Origin of the sequence: Pseudoalteromonas sp. S3776 (assembly GCF_005886915.1) — a bacterium.
In the GTDB taxonomy this organism is placed as follows: Bacteria; Pseudomonadota; Gammaproteobacteria; order Enterobacterales; family Alteromonadaceae; genus Pseudoalteromonas.
In genome coordinates this window covers 73,008-94,667 of record NZ_PNCU01000001.1, presented here as the reverse complement: position 1 = coordinate 94,667, position 21,660 = coordinate 73,008, and the positions used below count along the sequence as shown (strand labels likewise).

Sequence of the window (21,660 nt, the reverse complement as noted above, 5' to 3'; positions counted from 1 at the left end):
ATACACTTTTAAATGCAGAAATTATTCACCATCTACAATAATGCGCAGCATACGACGAAGTGGCTCTGCAGCACCCCATAACAGCTGATCGCCCACAGTAAATGCGCTGATGTATTTAGGGCCCATAGCAAGTTTACGAATACGGCCAACAGGAATACTTAAAGTACCTGTTACTTTAACAGGTGTTAAGTCGGTAGCACTAATTTCGCGCTCATTAGGAATCACTTTAACCCACTCGTTATGCGACGCTAAAATTTTTTCAATTTTTTCTACGCTAATATCTTCACGTAATTTAATGGTCATCGCTTGGCTATGACAACGCATTGCACCAATACGTACACATAAACCATCAATGGGCACTGGCTGTTTAGAAGAGCCTAAAATTTTGTTCGCTTCAACCTGGGCTTTCCACTCTTCTTTAGACTGGCCACTTGGCATTGGCACGTCAATCCAAGGAATTAAGCTACCGGCTAGCGGTACGCCAAATTGGTCTTGTGGTAAATCGCTTGAAGCCATTTTTTCGCTCACTATTTTATCAATTTCTAAAATAGCTGAACTTGGGTTATCTAGTTGCTCGGCAACGCTTGAATGAATAGCGCCCATTTGTGCAATAAGTTCTTTCATATTACGAGCGCCGGCACCAGAGGCCGCTTGGTAAGTCATTGGGCTTACCCACTCAATTAGGTCTTGCTCAAACAAACCACCTAAAGCAAGTAGCATTAACGATACGGTACAGTTACCACCTACAAAAGTTTTTACGCCTTGCGCTAAACCTTGTTCAATGACATCTTTATTTACAGGGTCAAGTACAATAATGCTGTCATCAACCATGCGCAGTGCAGATGCCGCATCAATCCAGTAACCATCCCAACCCGATTCGCGTAATTTAGGGTAAACCGCTTTGGTATAATCACCACCTTGACAGGTAACAATAATATCCATTTTAGCAAGTTCATTTACATCACTTGCATCTAATAACGGTTTTGCGTCGCCCGCAATATCAGGGCCGAGTTGCCCAGCTTGTGAGGTGGTGAAAAAGGTGGTGTCGATATGTGCAAAATCACTTTGCTGTTGCATACGTTCTAATAACACAGAGCCTACCATGCCACGCCAACCGACTAATCCTACTTTTTTCATTGTTTGTTCCACTGTTTGGTTCATAAAAGATGCCTTAATACATTAAAAATTAAAATTCATTGCGTGAGAATTAATTTTTATTAACGCCAAAATAACACCCTAAGCACCCTAAAACTAGTGAATAAATCGAAACTTAAATATTTTTCATACTGTAAGGGCATGTGACAAAAGGTAGATAAATTAAACATTAATAAAAGCGTCACCCTGTTGAAACCTAAACCGACCAAGCTTAGTAGGAACATTAAATACAGACATTTATTAAATTTTATATTAACCAAAGGAAAAATGATGAAAACACTAACTTTCGCTCTACTTGCTTTGAGTTCAACATCGATTAATGTATTTGCAAACTCAACGATTTCAGCAAACGAATTACGCTAAATAAAGATGGACAAGTAACCTTTACACGTGCTGAACTTGGTATAGAAGAACGACAAGGCGTCTTAGTTAATACTGCCACAACCTATTACAGCCCAAAAGTGTGGATAAATGGTAACTTAAAGCCATTTTTCGTAGGATCTACAAATGGAAATCAATTTTGTGAAGAACGTGGCCATAACCAAGAAATCTCTGGAAGTACAATTACTTGTGGGGAAGATGAAAGCGCTTATGGTAACTTTGATTGGTATAACCAATTATGGACAGTGAAAAGCACCGGTAGTAAAAACCAATGCTATCAACTTTATGCAACTATAAAGTGTCAGTAGTATATTAAATTGTAGCCCTTTACTAATTATGGGGCTACAAAAAATTTAGACCATTAGATGCGATGAACTGATCCTATATAGTCAGTAATGCTATCACTACAACTGCGCGCATCATCACCATTAAACTCCTCAAGTATATAAATTTTTAAAGGCGTTTCTAAACTTTTTGCTTCAGCAAGCTTTTCTAAGATCTGGCCAAATTGAGTGTCTTGGTAAGCTAAAGTTAACTTGTCATTAGCCATGTGAGTAATACTATTAGTTGTTTTTACAATTACCTGAGAATGATTTAGCTGGATATCATCGACAATAACAGAACATGATCTTGCAGCTAGAGCATCATTCGCAAAACCAAAAGAACCAACTATAACAACTGAGCTAATAACCTTTCTTAGTAAATTCATGGATATTATTCCTTTTAAAATAAAATTATAAAAACTTAATTACAGCCCGTTAAATATAAATAGTAATTGTGATTTATTTGTTAAAGAGTCATTAAAGTTAAATGATTTAGAGAGAGTATGTGTATGAAGTGAATGATGTTTAAGTTAAAAGAGATATAAAAACACCATTTATATAAAAAATAATAAACTACAACTGCGTCTAAAACTGAGCTAGTAAAAAGCCCTACATATGGCAGGGCTAGGTTGTATCGGCTTATTTTAGTCGTTCGGGGCTTTAAAACTCATAGCTAAAGCTTAAACTCAACTCTCTAGGCGTTTCTTGAGAACGAATTAACACATCATTTTGTTCTACTTCAAAGTTTTGTCCTAACATATTTTTCACTTTGAGTGTTAATGTAGTATTGAACGTTGGGTAGTAACTATAAACCATGTCTAACGAGTTTAAAGGTTGTTCGTAAGCGTCATCAAAATTGTTAACACCCGCAGCTAAAATACGGTCACCAAATACGTTATAAATAACTGAAGCTTGGTGCATGCCATCATGCGAATCGTAATTCAATTGTAAGTTGGCTACATACTTTGAGTGCCCAGTCATGCGTCGCTTTAGATTAGTAAGGTCGGCGCGCTGCTCTTGTGCAATTTCAACTTCTGAATCACTTACTGTTAAATTACCAGAAGTAAAAAAAGCACCTCCTAATAAATCACTATGCAACTCAGTTAACCATTCAGCTTCTATACCGTAAACATAGGCTGTATCTGCATTGTCAAACTGCAAAGTAAAACGGCCATCACTTTCAGTTAATAATGCTTCGATTGGGTTATCTATATCTTTATAGAATGCGCCAACTGAGTAGTTATCACCATTGTCCATATAAAATTCGATACGTGCATCAAAGTTATCTAGGTAACTAGATTCTAAGAATGGATTACCAAGCGTTCGATAACCGGTCAACGGATCTTGGAATTGAACAGGGCTTAACTCACGCAAGTCAGGACGAACAACCGTGCTGCCATAGCCAAAACGAACCTGGTACGACTGCTGACTGTATGTCATGGATAATGAAGTAAAATACTCATCTTCCATCACACTTGCTTGTTTTATCGCATCTGCACTTAATTTATCTGCCAATAAAGCAGGATCAAATGCTGAGCGAGAAAAAGCAAGGGCAACTTGGCGGAAGTCCTCGTAACGCACACCACCACTTAAACGCCAATCTTGAGCAAAAGTGATATCAAAAGAGCCGTAATAAGCATCAATCATTTGCGCTGCTAAGTAATCATCGGCTGTAGGTTCTTGAAACAATAACTCTACATCCGTTGAATCGATCACTGCATCATTTGCAAAGAAACTACCAATTGACAGCGCTTCTTCTTCACTTTGTGCTAAATCTAAAGACTGTGTTTGGCTAAAACGATAGTTAAAAAAGTCGGTGCGATAATCACGCGTTTTTTCAACAAAATAGCCGCCACCCGCGATTTCAACTTCGGCGTTATCAAAGTAAAAAACTTTGTTAATATTAACGCCCCAGTTTTCTACATCATCTTCTAGCTCAACAAATCGATACAAATAAGGATTGCCACCTAAGCTGCCATTATAAAAGGTACGTTGATATTCGCCATCGACGTACTCATCACGCACCGTTACTTCAAGCTCGCCAGGTATACTCGTCGTCGCTGTTGAATCAGTGTATTGCCAATCTACACCAACACCTTCAAGAAAACTCCATTCTAAATTGTGCATTCCACGAAGTTGAAGTATTTCAAGTTCACGTTCCTCAAAAGAGGTTAGGTGGCTTCGCTGTAATTGCCCAGCATCAATGCTTAATGACTTTGAAGGCTCTTGGTAAAGCGCAACAGAAGCTTCATCTTCAGTATCTCGTAGCATCATATAGGTGGCTGTTAAATCATGGCCGCCAATTTTATAACCTAAATTTAGAGAGCTATTTAATTTTATATTATGCTTTGTTGATACTTCTTTCTCTGTGGCAGAGTAACAAGTAAAGTCATCTTTTGAACATTCAGATTCAGATGCGTCAACGGAAGAAAGTACTGCGCTAAACTTCTCTGCATTAGACCATTCATTTTCATAAGCAACTGATGCTAAGAAGCCAAAAGAGCCGTCTAAGCCAAATAAGTTATCAAACCGGTCGCCATAAACAGCTTTAATGCCTGCATCAGGGTTTAAGCTTTCTTTTTCTAAGCCAAAATCTCTTGGTAGTGCTTTTGATAAACTTTTATTTAAATCTATAGCAGCTGCTTGACCAATGTCAGCCCCCTGACGTCTTGACTCCACATCTCTTATATTTCTGTATGAGATATCAGACAAGCCATTGATATAGGTATTTAGCGCCGTTTTAACGGCTCCTGGTAATGCGCGTGTACCATCATCTTTACCTAACCAATCGTCACTACCGCCATTGTATGTGTAGCCTTCATCGTTTGTATCTTTATAGCTAGCACCAATCTCAACTTTAAATAAAGTATCACTTGGAATGCTTTTCGTCCTGATATTAACGTCACCACCACCAAAAGCCGCAGGCATATTAGGTGAATAGGCTTTTTGAACAGCTAAAGATTCAATAATACTTGATGGGAAAATATCAAGTGGAATTACATTTCTGGTCAGATCTGGGCTTGGAACAACCGCGCCATTTAAACGCACGCTTGAGTAACGCTCACCTAAACCGCGTACATAAATAAACTTATCGTTAACTAACGATAAGCCTGTAACACGGCGAAGTGCAGAAGCGGCATCGCTATCACCTGTTCTAGATATTTGCTCTGAACCCATTATATCAGCAACAAATGCCTGATTTTTACGTTCATCAATTACTGCACTCGCACTGCCTTTGAGGCGTGTACCTGTTGCAACAACTTCTTCTATCGCTTCTTCATTGATTATTTCTTGTGCCTGTTCAGCGAAAGAATTAAATGAAGAAAAAAGGGAGAGCAGAGATAACGTTATTAGATTAGTTTTAAACTGCTTTTGATGTTTCATATTTATATCCTCTAAACCTAAAATTCCCTTAAAAAAGGCGCCAAAGCGCCTTATAATTAGAGCCGGTCTAGATTAATTACTAGCGCGTTGTAAAGATGCAGCTACAAAATCAGCCCATTCACTTGATTCACCCTCTTTAAGTGCACCAATGTAGCCTGCGTTAGTAAAGAAAGAGTCAACTTCACTCATGTCTTTCGCTGTTGTCGCTACCGTAGTACCTTGTGAATCTGTAATAGTTGCTGCAGTTGAAACACCATCAGCACCAAGCACATTTGCAAAATCAGCAAAACCAATCAGCTGGTTATTTTCGCCACCAGTAAACCAGGTATTGATATCAAAGCTTGCTAACGCGCCGGTTAAAGGAGTATTTACGTCTTCAAAATTCTTACCACACGCAAATATTGAATTCATAAATGCGATATCACCATTGTTTGCATTGGCATGCACACCAGCATCTCCTGACTTATCTTTTTCATTATATAAATCAAAACAGCCAGCACCATCTACAGATGATGAGTTTACAAACAACATGTTAGCTAATTGCGCTTTACCCCATTCTTTCATTTCCATACCGGCACCAGTACGACGCCCTTCAGCACCTTGATCACCAGTAGTAACAACGGTTGCATTAGCAATAGTTGGGTTAGAAACAGTCGTTACTAAGTCTTGTGCGTCTGCAGATAATGGATCAACTTTTGCGCCATCTGTTTCAAAACCATGATTTCCATATTCATTTGAACGTACAAGAATGTACTGTCCGTAGCCTTTCCAACCTTCATCCCAGTCAATACCGTCATCACCTGTATCAGTAACAACAATGTGTTTAAGGTTAACGCTACCACCAAAAAGCTCTATTCCATCATCAAAACCATTATGTACATGAACATAATCAATTGTTGTGCCTGAGCCAACAGCATTTAGTGTTAAACCGTTTAGCTCATCACCTTCAACACCAAAACCTGCATACTTAATAACAATATGCTTTAGAATACCGCTACTATCTTGCGGATCATTACCACCGTAATAAGATACAATGCCTTCAGCTGAATGGTTACACATGTCTTGTGCCGCTGCTGTCGCTGTACAACGAATAGAATGGCCACGTCCATTTACCTGAACACCACCCCAATCCCCAATTTGAGCGGTTGTTGAATCATCACCATCAACTTCTTTGATACTTGTAAAAATAATTGGCTTATCTACTTCACCAATTGCTTCAATATTTGCACCACGTGCAATACGAATAAAACTCTCTGGCTTGGTAAACGCAATGGTAGCGCCTGCTTCAATAGACAACGTTGGGCCATTAACATCAATAGTAGCACCAGTAGATGTGTCTACATCGTCACCAATAAATAAAGCACCTTCAAAAACATGGGCACCGCCATCGTCTAGCGCGGGGATAACAAAAGAGCTAGTAATTTCTTTTGCATTACTTGCAAATGCTTGGCTATATAAACAGTTAATGCCCTCTGCTTCACCTGTAAATGTAGCTCCATCTAATGTGTATGTAGCGCAACTTATTGTATCGCCACCATTATTACCACTTGGGTTAGTCACTGAATTGTCTACACTGTTATCAACTGTAGTCGGTGTAACGTTAATATCACCACCGCCACAACCAGCCAATGTTATTGCTGTAGTCACTAAGCTGATTTTGAATAAGCCAGATAATTTCATTGTTCACTCCGTAAAAGTATTTAATTATTGTGTTAGCGCTTTAAGTAAAAACTTAAGTCACTTTAAGGCACGATACTCATGCATTAAGGTGACCTGAGTTATCGGATGCAAATAAGATACTGTAGGGATATGACAAAGCAGTTACACTTTAGTAACCATAAAATGACAATAGTAATTAATTAAAATTCAGCAACTTAAATATTTTAGCAACGAAAAAAACCGCCCTAAGGCGGTTTTGGTGTTGCGATTATGAAATAGTTTTACACGCGTTACTTTTTAATGAGTAAAGCGCTTTAAAATTTACAATAAAGCTGTTTTGAGAGTTTCTGCATGCACTTTTTCACGCTTTACATATTTGATCCACTGTTGTGCCAAACGCTGAGATTTTTTATGTTTTTCAGCCTGTTCAAACGCTAAAATTGACGCATCAAAATTTTGCATGTTGTACTGCGCCATACCTAACGCAACGTAAGCATTTGATTCAAAATCAAGACCGCCTTTATCAAGCGCTTTACGCGCAGCATCAGCGGCTTCTTCGTATTGCTCGGTGTTAACGTAAACTTCAGCTAGGCGTTGATCGTACTTACCATGCTCTGATAGGTCAGCCGCTTTTGCAAAGTAGCTAATCGATTTTTCATCTTCTTTAGCTTGAATCATGGCCTCTGCAATAAAGGCATAGTTTTTCGCTGATTTTTCTACAAGGCCTTTTTCTATCGCATCACTCATTGTTTTAGCTGCTTTATATGCCAGGCCGTTATAAAGGTAAGTTTGCGATAACTGTCTTAAGTCAGACTTGGTTTTTAAAAAGCCTTGTTGATACGCCGCTTCTATTACGGCGAGTTGCTCTTTTTCTTTGCCGGTTTCTCCGTACATACCAGCTAGCTGAACCCAATACTCTGGTTTATTGTATAGCTTTACCATACGTTCAAGCACAGCGACTACTTTGTCAGTTTGATTAAGTGAGTAATACATAGCACGTTGTAATACAAGCCAGTTTTCTTTAGGGGTTTTACCTTCGCTGTCACTAAGCGAAATCACTTGATTGATGTACTCAAGCCCCTTTGAGTATTCTTTTAACTGGTAGTAAGTTTGCGCTCTAAGTAGATAATACCCTTCAGTAATCGGTTTGGTATTTATTTCATCCCACTTATCTAAAAACGCAATTACCTTTTTATACTCACCATTCGCCATTGCAAGCTGTGCTAAGCTAAACGTGGTACTTAAACGTAATGATTCAGGAATAGCCTCCTCGGCTACCACTTTTTCAAACGAGGCAATCGCTTTTGGCAAATCATTTTCGTTGTAATAAATAAAGCCGTAAAAGTTATGCATCATCGCAATTTCGTACGAGTTCATACTAGACGCTCGCTCTTGAATGCTATCAAGTGCTTCAAGGCCGCCTTTTACATCGCCCTCGTCGGCAAGCTTTTGCGCACGAGCGAGCTGGGTATATACCTTTTCGCGCAGTGCGGGGACACGTTTTGTTTTTTGCTCAGCATGGGCAATGGCTACGTTTATCCCAGGCATAAGGCTGAGTGTACTTGGCACCACAATACTTGCACTAATCGCGGCAGTGCAAAATAATGCCAGTTTTAAATTTTTAGCTGTAGGTAGTAATTTCATAATCGCCTCGCTATTTCATCCAATTAAGATAAGTTAACCATTAATTTGGAAAGATATTTTGTTTTGAACACCGGCTACTTCAACGGCTTCACCATTTACTACACGCGGTTTATATTTAAATTTAAGTGCAGCATCCATGGCAGCTCTATCAAACAGTGACTCAGGGACCGCTTTTACTACTTGGGGGTCGCGCACTGTGCCTTGCTTAGTTACTGTAAATTCCACAATGACATAGCCTTCAATACCACGCGATAACGCACGACGCGGATACACAGGGGCTACTTTTACAATCGGTAGGTATTCACCATCACTTGTTTCAAGCGCTAATCCACCTGCTAAATCAACATCGCTGCTTACATCGGCACCAAAATCAAAATTATTGCTGGCCACGTTTGCATCATTATTTTGCATTTGCGGCGACTCCATTGGCGGTGGTGGCTCTTTTGGAGTAGGTGGCTTTTGTGGTTTACGTTCTTTCTTTTGTACGGTTTCTTCTTTTTTCAAACGTACAAAGTCTAAAACGTTTCCTTTTACTGGCTCCGACATGGCACCTTCACCACCGGTGATCAGTGCCTGCATGCCCAAAAACAGCATAAAGGTCACTACACCCGCCACTATTAATGCTACTAAATATCGCAACATGACTAACCCTTAAGACGCATCTTGTGCAGCAATTGACACATCAAATGCACCCGCAGCACGCGACGCATCCATTACTTTTATTAACATATCAGTGGTGGCTTTTTTATCAGCCTGAATGACCACGCTCCCTTGTGGGTTTTCAGCTTTTAAGCGCTCAATATTCGCTTGCACTGCGCGTACATCAATTTGGCGTTTATTAATCCAAATCTCGCCCTTATCAGAAATAGCCACTAAAATATTGGCGCGTTCTTTTTTTACCGCTGTGGCGGCTTCTGGGCGGTTTACATCAATACCGGCTTCTTTTACAAACGAGGCGGTAACAATAAAGAAAATAAGCATGATAAATACAACGTCTAGCATTGGGGTCATGTTAATTTCTTCTGCGTCATCTTCTTGAAATAGATTTCCTAATGGGGCTCTCATCATTATTCTCCTAGGATGAGCGACTCTATAAGCCGCTTATCAAAATATTACTTAATGGTCTAAAACCATGCTGTCTTGTAGTAGTTCAACTTCGCGCTTAGCTTTGCGTTGTAAAAACGTAGAGGCAAATACACCCGAAAGTGCACCCACCATACCTGCCATGGTTGGAATAGTGGCTTTAGAAACACCTGATGCCATAGAGCGCGCACTCCCCGTACCGGTAATGGCCATTACATCAAATACTTCAATCATGCCGGTTACTGTGCCTAGCAGGCCAAGTAGCGGACACAAAGCAACCATTACATTTATCAGCGCTAAGTTGGTGTCTAAACGCATTGAGGCACGAGAGATCATTGCCTGGCGAATTTGTTCAGCATTCCAGCTATTGCGCTCTGCACGGTTTTTCCACTGCGCTTTTAGCTTTTGCTTGTAACGACTAAAGCCTTTGAAAAAATAAATAAATCGCTCGAGTATCAATAACCACATCGCGAAGATTAACACCCCGATGACCAAGAGAACTTGGCCACCAGTGTCGAGAAAATCACGGATAGCATTGATTGAGTCAATCAATAGCACCATGGTTTATGCTCCCTTCTCGCTTCGGTGTGCGATAATACCTGCGCTTTGCTCTTGAATAGTAAGCAAAATGTTTTTAGCGCGGGTATTAAGTAGGGTGTATAAAAATACAGTAGGAATTGCAACAACTAAGCCTAGCACCGTTGTTACCAATGCTTGCGAAATACCACCAGCCATTAGTTTAGGGTCGCCTGTACCAAATAATGTGATTGCTTGGAAAGTGTTGATCATACCGGTAACGGTACCGAGTAAACCTAGCAGCGGTGCCACTACCGAAATAATCTTAATAAGCGTTAAATTACGCGTTACTTTTGGCATTTCACGTAAAATAGCCTCGCTTAATTTAAGCTCTAATGTGTCGTGGGCTACATCAGGGAACTGATCTTTTACTTTCATTACGCGGCCAAGTGGGTTGTCATCGCGTGCTACATCATCTTTAAGCTGACGACGTACTTTACCGCCAATAACCAGTAATGAGAAAAAACGCTCAAGTGAGATAAGTAAAGCAATAACACCTACACTCAAAATAACATAACCGACTGTGCCACCTTGATGTACACGCTCTTGCGTATCGGGTGCTTGCACTAATAAGCCTAAAATTGAGCCACCCGTTGGGTCAAGCGCAAACTGTACAACACCGCTTTTAGCATTTTGTAATTCCTGTGCAGTTGCAGTAAAACGTGCTACAGGCTGGCGATTTAACTCGCTTAAGGTATTTGTTACTGGGTTAAATTCTAGGTATTTACCGTTAGAGATTAAGTTAAAAGCACCTACACGCACCACTTCTTGTTGTGCTTTTTCACCACCTTGTACAATTACATCGGTAGTAAAGCGGCTAACTTTGCCTTGCTCTGTCATTTCGCGTTGTAGCTCAAACCATACTTTTTCAATATCTTCGATAGAGGCAAGCTTTGAAGTAGAACCCATTTTTTGAGCAAGCTCATCCATAAAAGTACTACGACCCGCAATTTCAGCTGATACCACAGAAGTTGCAAACTTATTGCTAGAATCACCTGCAACTTGCTGAAGCACGCCAAATAGCTCTTTTAAAGAACCCATTCGTTTAGACAGTGTATCTGTTAGGTTAGCAAGTTTAATTTCGTTTTCTTCAAACTGTGTTTCTAAACGCTCAGACTCGCCAAGCATTTGATTACGCTTTGCTTGTATATTGTTAAGCATTTGTACTTGTTCGTTTTGGCGCGCCATAAATTCTTGTTCGCGTTGCTTGTTTTGCACGCTTTGAGCCGATTTGCCTTTTTCAAGTGTTTTTAATAGTGAGTCTAAGTTCATAGGCTCAGCTGCCACACTTGCGCCTGCAAAGCTTAGGCTTGCAGCAAAAAGGGCCATTTTTGTCATTTGAGTAAACAGTTTCATCTTCAACCTCTTATTCTGCTGCGTGTACTGGCAGAGTTAACATATCTGGGGCAAGCTGCTTACGCGCAATGCGTAAACCTTTATTAATTTGACTAATTGTGGAATCTGGTAAAGTAGAAAACGACTTAGTGTCGTTATCCCAACTACCAGCTTGCTTACCATCACGTGTTAAATAAATAAGCTCTAAGCGGCCAATGCGCAAAAAGTCTACTTCACGCTCTTTACCATCTACCGTTAGCAGTGAGGTGTAGGCTTCAATAGTGCGTCCGTAATCAACTTCTACTTGGTATGCTTCTAATACGCGGCGGAATTTTTCGCTTGAGTTAATATCTGCACGGTCCATCATGGTGTTTAAAGAGCGAATGCGCTCAGTGCGCTCTTCTTGCAAAAATGGCACATCAAGGGCTACAAATTGCTCAAGCCCTTCAATCATACGCAGCATTAGTGGGGTGATCTGGCGTTCAATAATAGAGACTTGATCCATTGAAAGATTAAGTGACTCCATTTCTTCAATTTGATTATTTAACTGTTTAGTTAATTGCGCGTTATAAACAGTTAAGCCATCGATTTCTTTATTGAGGACTTTAAACTGTTGAAGACGTCCTTGCATTGAATCAGCAATCTTGTCTATTTTTGTTTGTGATTGCGCAGCTGATTTATTTATTTCACTGCTTTTATCGATAACCTTTTCTAAATCATTGGCATGCACTGCAGCACTTGCTGCTACAATACCTGCTAAGATCAATGGTTTAACGCCTTTCATCGCATACACCTTTACTCGTTAATTAGCGGATTTGCTAGTTTGTTTTTTTAGCCTAAACTGACTTCTTTTAGGCTAAAGATTTTCAATGAGTGAAATTGTATAGAGGAATAATGACAGGCATGTTGCGCAAAAAAGTCTGTTTTATTACAGCTGTAACAAAACAGACTCACTGTGAGTATTGAGGCGATATATACTGGGTAAAACAGTAAATAGATGTAACGTGTTAGCCCATTAGGCCAATAAACTATTAATCATGTTTAGGGTTTGCTGATGGTCGGTGTAATTTATTTTAATTGCTATGGCTTTATTATCAGTTATTAATACTAACGAAGGAAAGCCTTGTATTGGCAAACTTGCATTAAATGCTAACTCCGCATGTAATTTCTGATTCAAAGCCTCTGAGTAAAGCTCTTCAAAAAACTGTTGTTTATCTAGGCCGATTTTTTCAGCTAAGGTAATGAGGGTACTTTCATCAGATGGGTTTTGAGCATGTAGATAATAAGCATGTTGAATTGCCTCTATCATTTGTGGCTCTTTATTATGCGCTCTGGCAATAATTGCTGCTCTGCAGGCTGGATAAGTAGAGCGCCTTGGCTGACAAACCTGCCAAAAATCAAAATTAAACTGTGTTCCCAACATCGCACTAATTTTATGCCACGTGCTTTGGAGCATGGCGCGCATATTTTCTGGCATCGGCTCTTGGCTATCTGGCGCAAGCCCTCCTACTCTGTATTCTATTGTCAGCTGCGAAGACAGCGCAGCTTTTAGCTTTAACCACGTTGGTTTATAACCCCAACACCAACTGCACATAGGATCATGTACATAAATAAGTTTAGTTTTACTCATAGGGCTCCTGCGTGTGTTTTGATACAACTCGATTTCGGCCTCGCTCTTTGGCAAGGTATAAGTATTCATCAGCCTGTTTAAGTGCTGCGCTAAAATGTTCCACGTTATCCACCTGTGCCACACCTATACTACAAGTAATAAATACCCGCTCATTATCATCTGTTAAGATAGCTTGCTTTGCGACACACTGTTTAAAACAATCGGCTATTTTTGTAGCTGCTGAGGCCGTTTCCTTAGGTAAGATAACCACAAATTCTTCACCGCCATAGCGTGCTTTGACTGCAGAGTTTGGAAATTGTGAGTCGAGTAATTTTGTAAACTCAATCAATACAATGTCACCAAAATCGTGACCATAGGTGTCATTTAGTCGTTTAAAGAAATCCAAATCAAGTAATAAAATAGAAAACGGCAGGTAATTTTCGGGCGTTTTAGCGGCTGATTTTAAAAAGTGAGCAGAGATAAAACGCCTGTTCGCGCCACCCGTAAGCTGATCAGTATAGGCATCTTGCGTTTGCGCAAGCGTTATATCGGCAATAGCCAAGTGGCTTTTAAACCGAAAGTATTCACCAATAAACGAAAAAATATATACAAGCGTAAACGACGCTAAAAACCGAGACTTTTCAACGCTACCATAGGCAACTTGCCCAAAATCAGGTCCGTATAAAATAACGCTGCAACACAATAATAAACCTAAGCCAAGCCTACAGCCATGCTTTACGCCTAATGCTGCAAAGCAAACCACTGGGTAAAACATAAGCCAATAAAGCGCTGTATTTTCTTTCCCTCCAGTGTAAGTCAATGCCACACACATAATAAACACAATACACATACTTATTAATGCAACCATTTCAAGTTTGGCCGTTTTTATAAAATAAAAAGCGCCACTAATAAGGGTAATGTTTACCGCTATTAACGAAACAGTGAGTATGGGCGAATACACCTTGTAGTTAAACACCACCAACATGGAGATAACAATAATAGCAATGGCTATCATGGTAAATAACGAAAACGCTTGGCGCTGTTTATCCGAGCTATACACCTTATCGATGTTGATAAGGCTTAACCAACTTTGTCCTGACACTGATTTTTTTGCCATATTTTAAACTCTAAACTTTTGAACCACGTATGCTAAATTGCAACTTAAGTTTAGTACATTCAGTATAAGTGTTTTTTTAAATTTTTTGTGCTGTAGCGACGGCCAAAGCTTAATACTTAAAAAGCTTTTTAGCACTGATTTGTGCCCACTATAACTAATCATACTTTGTTGCACTGATCCGATAATGGTTTTGTACTGGTGAATAGTTGCCAAACTTATCAATATAAATTTTGCATTTACACGGCGCACTGCTAACCACTTGTATGTAATTTTTGAAGTAATGCTTATTTAATTGGCCGAAGCCGATTTCGAGGAATTATTTATTGGTAAGGCCAAAGATACAATACGGTGCGAGTTAAAGTTGGGTGAGTACAGCATGAACGCCTTTTTTAATTATTTGTTATAGCGTGTATTTTTAACAAATATTTAAAGGTGTGTCGCTAATAACAAGTTAGATAAGCTCAATTTGAACTAAAAATAAGAATAAAGAACCAGCTATTTGATGATACATATTGAATATACGAAATTATTTACGGCCAGACCCAAACCAATTGGAACGTTCCTACAAATTTGTTATAAAAAAGCGACTGAATACGTATTCAGTCGCTCTTACATACAAGCGTATTTACCATTTTTTAGCTAAACGAACCACGTTCAAGCCATACCAAGCAATAAATACATAACACACTAGCGGAACAAAAAAGCTTTGCTGTATATTAACAACATCAGCAATGTACCCTTGTAATAAAGGCACCAATGCCCCGCCTACAATTGCCAAACACAACCAGCCAGACCCCTTACTAGTCAATGATCCTAAGCGCTCTATAGCAACAGAAAAAATAGTTGGGAACATAATTGAGTTAAATAAACCAATTGCAAGAACCGCGTACAGCGCAACATTACCTTGTGTAAATATAGTCACAAGTAATAAGGCAATTACCATACAGGCATTAAAAGCCAACGCTTTTGAAGGCGCTATCTTTTGCAGTAAAGCTGAGCCAATAAAGCGACCAACCATAGCTCCGCCCCAGTAGTAGCTGATTAGTGCGGCAGCAGCGTGTTCTTCAAGCCCTGCTATATGCGCTTCACCAAAAAAGTTAACTAAAAAACTACCAATAGCAACTTCACCACCTACATAGCAAAAAATAGCCAGTACACCCATTGTTAAATGGGGTGCTTGTGTTAATGAACGAGTTTCATTAATTGGGTTATTTTCTTCTTTATGCCCTTCTATGTCAGGCAATTTAATAAAGGCGAACACAATCGCAATAATCAGTAAGGCCGCTGCTAACATTAAATAAGGCACTTTTACAGATTCAGCGCTTGCGGCACTAGCCGCTAGTGTTCCCGCTGTACCAAAAAAGAGTATTCCCCCAACATATGGGCCTACTGTTGTACCCAAAGCATTAAGCGCTTGGGCTAAATTTAGCCTTGATGACGCGGTCTTTTCGGGCCCTAGAGCAGCTACGTACGGGTTTGCAGAAACCTGCAAAACAGTTACACCGGCAGCAAGTACAAATAATGCACCTAAAAACAACCAGTATTCATGCACCACTACTGCAGGGTAAAACAGCATACAGCCAATTGAGGCAACCACTAGGCCGGTTAGTATGCCTTTTTTATAACCTAATTGTTTAACCAATATTCCAGCCGGAATAGAGACAATAAAATAGGCGCCAAAAAAGCAAAACTGTACCAGCATTGCTTCAAAGTAAGTTAGGTCAAAAACGCCTTTAAGACGAGGAATTAGTACGTCGTTTAAAACAGTAATAAAACCCCATAAAAAAAACAGTGTGGTCATTGCAGTCAGCGGTAACAGGTAATTTTTATTTTGTTGCTCTTTGACCGCAAATGATTGATTGGTATTTATTTCACTCACGTCATTTTCACTCCATTAACAAGTTGAAAATGATTTTACACGTTTAAGACATATTAAAAGCACAAAATAATTGGAACGTTACAACAAATCACATTCATTCATTAAGGTTTTTTTGAGCCTTTGTGTTTCGCCACTATTTTTAAACTTGTACAAAGCCGTATTAATACCTTCTAGAATAGATAACCAATTAGGCGTTTTTTTGCTAATAGCAAAGTAGAAGGGATTAAACTGAATTGGGTGACTTTCTGGTTCAATAGCACTGAGTAATGCCTGTTTCTCGTTATCGGGTAAAGAGGCATATTTAACCGAGTAAATCAGTACAGCGGGGTCGCCTATAATTAAATCCACACGCTCAGCCGCCAGTAATTTTACAAGCTGTAAATCATCAACGGCGTTAATAATAATAAATTCGTTATTATCCATCATGGCATCAAACTCAGGCGTATTTTGATAGCCCCTGACTACCCCAATACGCGAGCCCTTTAATGACTTTAAATTGCCATTAAACCTATCGGGCTCGCCTCTGCGCTTTAAAAAGCCTATATTGCCGCCTTCAAACGAATTAGAAAGGCCAAGTAATTTTCGACGAGTTTGGTGTGGTACGTAATCAGAAGGTGCGGTATCTTCGATAAAGTATTCTGGCATTAATATATCTGCTTTACCTAATTCAACGGCACGAACAGCTCTTGCCCACGGAACAAATTCAATGTAAACGCTATAGCCAGCACTGTTAAATATAGATACGGTAAATTGATACACCCACCCTTTATTACACAGTTTGTCGCCAATGTAAGGCGGCCAATCTTCAGTAACAACGTGAATAGTTTTAGTGCTGTTAGGTGCGCTAAATAAATAACCTGATTTATAGCGCTCACCTGTTACAGTGTAGGATGTATCGTCCTGCATATAAGTCACAGGGACCTGAGCAAAGCAAAAAGGTGAAAGTAAAAACAAAACTAACAATATGCGCATAGTTACACTTTATTTGGGATATTTCCCTAAAGTGTAGAACTAAGTACGCAAAGTAAAAGAAATTTTATTAAGATAGTTTTGCTCGAAGCTTAGGTTTTATCCCACTTCATTTTATTATTGGTATCACGCGAACTAATAATGGTTGAATCACTACTCTCTACACCACCGAGCTTTGCTAAACGGTCGTACAATACGACATTACAAGTAGCAGCAAGGTTCATACAGCCAATAGTTGGCACGTACACGACTTCATCACACCATTTTAAAACATCTTTTGGTATAGAGCCGTCTTCAGGGCCAAATAAATAAAATGCATTTTCTGGGTGCTTAAAATCAGGCAAAGGTGTCGCGCCTTCAATGAGTTCAATAACCACAACAGTTGCACCTTCTGGTTTAACGCTTTGTAGATTATCAGTGCCATTTAAGGGGATCCGCTCAACAACGTTTTTAGTATCGGTATGAAACTTTTTGGCGTTTAAATAACGGCTACCGGTAAAGAAAACTTGCTTTGCATCGTAGCAACCCGCAGCACGTAAAACACCGCCTACATTTGTAGGGCTTTTAGGGTTTATTAGACCTATGCTAGCTTTTAAGTTGCTCATTAATCGCAATCCTTAGTGGGCCACTCAGCTATGTATAAATCAAAGTCATCAAGATTTACGTCACAGTCTTTTACTGTTTTATCTTTAACGGATATACCTAGCTCATGCATTTGTGATTTTTCGCCATTGTTTAAAAGCGGGTGCCACGATGCTAAACCACGGCCTTCGTGTAATCGGCGATAACTGCAGCTTTGCGGCATAAAAAAGATATCTTTAAGGTTAGCTTTGGTAAGCTTAACGCATGAAGGGACAAGCGTCTGGCGGTTTTCGTATTCGCTACAACCACAAGTGTTGTTATCAAGATATTGGCAAACAATGTTAGTGAAAATAAGTTCTTCACCTTCGCGTAATTGATCTGTAGCGGTAAACTCGTCTTCATCCTCACTGTCAATAAAGGTGTTTAAACAACATTTTCCGCAACCATCACAAATCGCTTCCCATTCGTTTTGGTTCATATCGGCTAAACTTTTTTTAAGCCAAAACTGTGTATTTGCTAATTCTTGATCAAACATAATTTACTCGCGCCCCTAAAGAGCGCGCATTCTAACGTATTGCAGCTATACGCGCAAAGCCCGTGCTGTTATCAACACGGGCGTTCGCGTATTGTTTTATTTCTGCGTAGCAACCCAACGTTTAATTTTTTCTTCTAAAATAGGCATAGGGAGTGCGCCGTCAATCAGTATTTGAGTGTGGAAGGCTTTAATATCAAACTTATCGCCTAGCGCCTTTTTAACGTAATCACGCAGCTGCTTAATTTTAAACTCACCTAACTTGTACGAAAGAGCTTGGCCAGGCCATGCTATATAACGCTCAACCTCTGCAATTACATCGCTTTTAGCCATAGATGAATTAGCTAGCATGTAATCAATCCCCTGCTGACGAGTCCAACCTTTTGCATGAAAGCCAGTATCGAGCACCAAACGCATCGCTCTAAGTTGCTCATCCGCTAAACGCCCATACCACATATAAGGGTCGGTAAATAAGCCAAGTTCTTTACCTAAGCTTTCTGCATACAATGCCCAACCCTCAGCAAATACGGTATAGCCACCAAACTTTCTAAAGTCGGGTAAGCCTTCAATTTCTTGTTGTAGAGCAATTTGAAAGTGATGACCCGGTGCAGCTTCGTGTATAGAGAGTGTTTCAAGCAAAAACTTTGGCTGTGCTTTTAAATTAAACGTGTTTATATAAAAAATACCAGGGCGTGAACCATCGGGTGCAGGGGCCGCATAAGATGCGCCTGCAGCAGATTGCGCTCGGTAAGGTTCAACCGCTTTAACAACATAGGGGGCTTTAGGAGCAATATCGAATAATAAAGGAACACGTGCATCTATTTTTTGCTTAACATCTTCATACGCAGTTATTAATGCCTCTGGCGTCTCATAATAAAACTCATCTGAATCACGTAAGTGCTGAAAAAAATCAGCCAATGGCCCATTAAATCCAACATCCTGTTTTACTTTTTTCATTTCATCTAAAATACGCGACACTTCACTTAACCCAATGGCGTGTATTTCATCCGCAGATAAACTCAACGTGGTATTTTTTTTAATTTGGTATTCATACCATGCTTTGCCATTTGGTAAATCACTATAGCCAACCGTTGTACGACTATTAGGAATGTATTCATTAACTAAAAAATCACTCATACTTTTATAAGCAGGTACTAATTGCGTCATAATAAGTGAGCGATACTGCGCTGTGATCGTCTCTTTTTGATCTGAGGTAAATGATTCAGGGAAGTTTTTAATTGGTCCCCAAAATAAAGAGTCTTCAGCACGTTTAACAACATGCGCTGCAAATTGCGGCTGTAGTTTTTTAGCTAAAGGTTTTGGTAAAGAAATACCTTGCTTTAAACCTTCCCCCATTGAGCGTTGAACACTTGCAAGCCAAGCTAAAAAACCTTCGCTGCGCTTTATAAAATGACTATAATCTTCGGCTGTATTAAACGGTTGTGCGCTTTGCCCTGAGCCAAAACCCGCAAAGGTATTATGCGCGCCTGCCATTTGGTTTATTGGTAGCATGTAAGATGGAAATTGCATGCCTTCCAAATTAAGCGCCAAATCTCGCGCTAGTATTTCGTAACTTAAAAGTGCCTGCCCTGTTAATTGCGATTTATCAATAAGGGCAAGGCGCTGCTGGTACTTTTTATAAAAAGCGGTTTTTTTAGCTCGATTTTTAGATGAAATCTCTGGGGTAAACTTATCGTTGAATTCACTGCGACCACTGTAGGTTGCATTAATAGGTTTAAAGCTCAGTAACTCGTTATAATATTGGGCTACAAGCACATCTAATTGCTGCTCATAAGAAAGCTCTGAAACAATAGCTGCGGGTGCGTTTGACGTGTTTAGCTGTGCACTACTACCTGTGTTATTACTGGTTTGTGTGTTCATACAGCCGCTTAATGCAAACATAACGCCACTAGCAACTAAGGCAAGTTTAATTGATTTCATGATAATCCTTTTTAGTATCGTCAGCCGATTATGCGCATTTAACCTGCGTTAATAAAGTAATTACGATAAATGGCGATTAACCTATTATATTTACACTTTTATATTTGGTTGTTACATTTTAATTAATGAACCGCCATCAGAAGAAAAACACAATGAAAAAAAAGCTACTCAGCGCCTCCGTTGCACTTATGTGTTTAGGAACTTTTAACGCGCAAGCCCTTACTTATGTAACTGCTAAAGCATTAATAGATGTAAAAACAGGTGAGGTTATTCACTCCCCCTTGCTCACAATAGATAATGGGGTAATAACCGAGGTTACTCCAAACAGAACACCAAAAATAACCAAAGATGATCAGCATATTGATTTACCCGAGCTTACTTTAATGCCGGGGCTTATGGATATGCATGTACATTTAACTAGTGACCCAACAGTATCGCGAAGTGAGCGTTTAAGTCAGTCGGTACCACGCATGGCTATTAAAGCCGCGCATTTTGCTAAAAAAACATTGCTTGCTGGTTTTACCACCCTTAGAAATGTAGGTGCACAAGGCTACAGTGTAATTGCAGTACGTGACGGGATTAACGCTGGCGACATTATAGGCCCTCGAATCTGGGCGGCGGGCCCATCGCTTGGTATTACAGGCGGACATTGTGACAATAACCGTTTACCGCCTGAGCTAAAATATACTTCAACAGGGGTAGCTGATGGCCCATGGGCTGCACGCGTAAAAGTGCGCGAAAACATAAAGTATGGCGCTAATGCGATTAAGTTTTGTGCCACAGGGGGCGTTTTTTCTAAAGGAACAAAAGTAGGTGTACAGCAATATTCATTTGAAGAAATGAAAGCGATTGTAGATGAAGCCCATATGCGCGACCTACCTGTAGCGGCTCACGCACATGGCACAAGTGGCATTAAAACCGCCATAAAAGCTGGCGTAGATAGCATTGAACATGCCAGCTTTTTAGATGATGAAGCCATCTCGCTTACGAAAAAACATGGCACCTGGCTTTCTATGGATATTTACAATACCGAATACACACTAAGCTTTGGTAAGCAAAATGGCGTAGATGAAGAAAATCTCAATAAAGAACGTCAGGTGTCTAAAAAGCAGCGTGATAGCTTTAAACGCGCAGTAAACGCAGGTGTAAATATGGTATTTGGTACCGATGCTGCTATTTATCCCCATGGCGATAACGCCAAACAATTTAGCCGTATGGTTAAATTTGGCATGAGCGAACTACAGGCTATTCAGGCTGCCACGATTAACAGTGCAAAGCTATTAAAAATGGAGAATAAGCTGGGTCAGTTAAAACCAGGATTTGCAGCCGACATTATTGCAGTTGACGGTAATCCTCTTGAGAACATTTCTGTGCTTGAGCACATTCCTTTTGTTATGAAAGCGGGCGTTGTTTATAAAAAGTAGTTACTAATACGTGTACTGATTTATAAAAGCATGGAAGTTTCTAGATCCATGCTTTTTTAATTTCCGC

18 protein-coding genes are annotated in these 21,660 nt (G+C 39.8%); 1 reads left to right on the top strand and 17 read right to left on the bottom strand.

Annotated elements, in window-relative coordinates:
- Positions 1–21: 21 nt before the first annotated feature.
- The 17 genes from asd to CWC16_RS00345 form a co-directional block, all read right to left on the bottom strand.
- The gene (gene asd / locus CWC16_RS00430; protein WP_138540044.1) at positions 22–1,161 is read right to left on the bottom strand and encodes an aspartate-semialdehyde dehydrogenase; all 1,140 of its coding nucleotides are present in this window, start codon (positions 1,159–1,161) and stop codon (positions 22–24) included.
- A gap of 736 nt (positions 1,162–1,897) precedes the next feature.
- The gene (locus CWC16_RS00420; protein WP_138540043.1) at positions 1,898–2,245 is read right to left on the bottom strand and encodes a hypothetical protein; all 348 of its coding nucleotides are present in this window, start codon (positions 2,243–2,245) and stop codon (positions 1,898–1,900) included.
- A gap of 274 nt (positions 2,246–2,519) precedes the next feature.
- The gene (locus CWC16_RS00415; protein ID WP_138540042.1) at positions 2,520–5,243 is read right to left on the bottom strand and encodes a TonB-dependent receptor domain-containing protein; all 2,724 of its coding nucleotides are present in this window, start codon (positions 5,241–5,243) and stop codon (positions 2,520–2,522) included.
- A 72-nt stretch (positions 5,244–5,315) separates the two neighbouring features.
- Positions 5,316–6,923, bottom strand: coding sequence for a beta-helix domain-containing protein (locus CWC16_RS00410; RefSeq protein ID WP_138540041.1), 1,608 nt, complete (start codon positions 6,921–6,923; stop codon positions 5,316–5,318).
- Positions 6,924–7,223: 300 nt separating this feature from the next.
- Positions 7,224–8,546: a tetratricopeptide repeat protein gene (locus CWC16_RS00405; protein ID WP_138540040.1), complete on the bottom strand. Its 1,323-nt coding sequence runs from the start codon at positions 8,544–8,546 to the stop codon at positions 7,224–7,226.
- 33 nt (positions 8,547–8,579) lie between these two features.
- The gene (locus tag CWC16_RS00400) at positions 8,580–9,185 is read right to left on the bottom strand and encodes an energy transducer TonB (protein ID WP_171037608.1); all 606 of its coding nucleotides are present in this window, start codon (positions 9,183–9,185) and stop codon (positions 8,580–8,582) included.
- A gap of 12 nt (positions 9,186–9,197) precedes the next feature.
- On the bottom strand, positions 9,198–9,611 hold the full coding sequence (locus tag CWC16_RS00395) for an ExbD/TolR family protein (protein WP_055013616.1): 414 nt from the start codon (positions 9,609–9,611) through the stop codon (positions 9,198–9,200).
- A gap of 51 nt (positions 9,612–9,662) precedes the next feature.
- Complete coding sequence (locus tag CWC16_RS00390) at positions 9,663–10,190, bottom strand: MotA/TolQ/ExbB proton channel family protein (RefSeq protein WP_055013617.1); 528 nt, start codon at positions 10,188–10,190, stop codon at positions 9,663–9,665.
- Between the two features lie 3 nt (positions 10,191–10,193).
- Positions 10,194–11,561 carry a MotA/TolQ/ExbB proton channel family protein gene (locus tag CWC16_RS00385; RefSeq protein ID WP_138540038.1) on the bottom strand — a complete coding sequence of 456 codons (1,368 nt, stop codon included), beginning with the start codon at positions 11,559–11,561 and terminating at the stop codon, positions 10,194–10,196.
- Between the two features lie 10 nt (positions 11,562–11,571).
- On the bottom strand, positions 11,572–12,324 hold the full coding sequence (locus tag CWC16_RS00380; RefSeq protein WP_055013619.1) for a DUF3450 domain-containing protein: 753 nt from the start codon (positions 12,322–12,324) through the stop codon (positions 11,572–11,574).
- 231 nt (positions 12,325–12,555) lie between these two features.
- A complete protein-coding gene (locus CWC16_RS00375) occupies positions 12,556–13,170 on the bottom strand; it encodes a DsbA family protein (RefSeq protein ID WP_138540037.1) in 615 nt (204 codons plus the stop codon).
- Complete coding sequence (locus CWC16_RS00370) at positions 13,163–14,266, bottom strand: GGDEF domain-containing protein (RefSeq protein WP_138540036.1); 1,104 nt, start codon at positions 14,264–14,266, stop codon at positions 13,163–13,165. Before CWC16_RS00370 ends, CWC16_RS00375 begins: the two co-directional genes overlap by 8 nt.
- A gap of 625 nt (positions 14,267–14,891) precedes the next feature.
- The gene (gene fucP / locus CWC16_RS00365; protein WP_055019023.1) at positions 14,892–16,145 is read right to left on the bottom strand and encodes an L-fucose:H+ symporter permease; all 1,254 of its coding nucleotides are present in this window, start codon (positions 16,143–16,145) and stop codon (positions 14,892–14,894) included.
- Positions 16,146–16,223: 78 nt separating this feature from the next.
- Positions 16,224–17,117 carry a substrate-binding periplasmic protein gene (locus tag CWC16_RS00360; RefSeq protein ID WP_138540035.1) on the bottom strand — a complete coding sequence of 298 codons (894 nt, stop codon included), beginning with the start codon at positions 17,115–17,117 and terminating at the stop codon, positions 16,224–16,226.
- 89 nt (positions 17,118–17,206) lie between these two features.
- On the bottom strand, positions 17,207–17,719 hold the full coding sequence (locus tag CWC16_RS00355) for an RNA methyltransferase (protein ID WP_138540034.1): 513 nt from the start codon (positions 17,717–17,719) through the stop codon (positions 17,207–17,209).
- Positions 17,719–18,231 carry a YcgN family cysteine cluster protein gene (locus CWC16_RS00350; RefSeq protein ID WP_138540033.1) on the bottom strand — a complete coding sequence of 171 codons (513 nt, stop codon included), beginning with the start codon at positions 18,229–18,231 and terminating at the stop codon, positions 17,719–17,721. The genes CWC16_RS00355 and CWC16_RS00350 overlap by 1 nt, the downstream gene beginning before the upstream one ends.
- A 96-nt stretch (positions 18,232–18,327) precedes the next feature.
- Entirely contained in the window at positions 18,328–20,169 is a 1,842-nt protein-coding gene (locus CWC16_RS00345) for a DUF885 domain-containing protein (RefSeq protein ID WP_138540032.1), read from the bottom strand.
- Between the two features lie 152 nt (positions 20,170–20,321).
- Here CWC16_RS00345 and CWC16_RS00340 point away from each other — a divergent pair, with 152 nt between their 5' ends.
- The gene (locus CWC16_RS00340) at positions 20,322–21,593 is read left to right on the top strand and encodes a Xaa-Pro dipeptidase (RefSeq protein ID WP_138540031.1); all 1,272 of its coding nucleotides are present in this window, start codon (positions 20,322–20,324) and stop codon (positions 21,591–21,593) included.
- Positions 21,594–21,660: the final 67 nt, after the last annotated feature.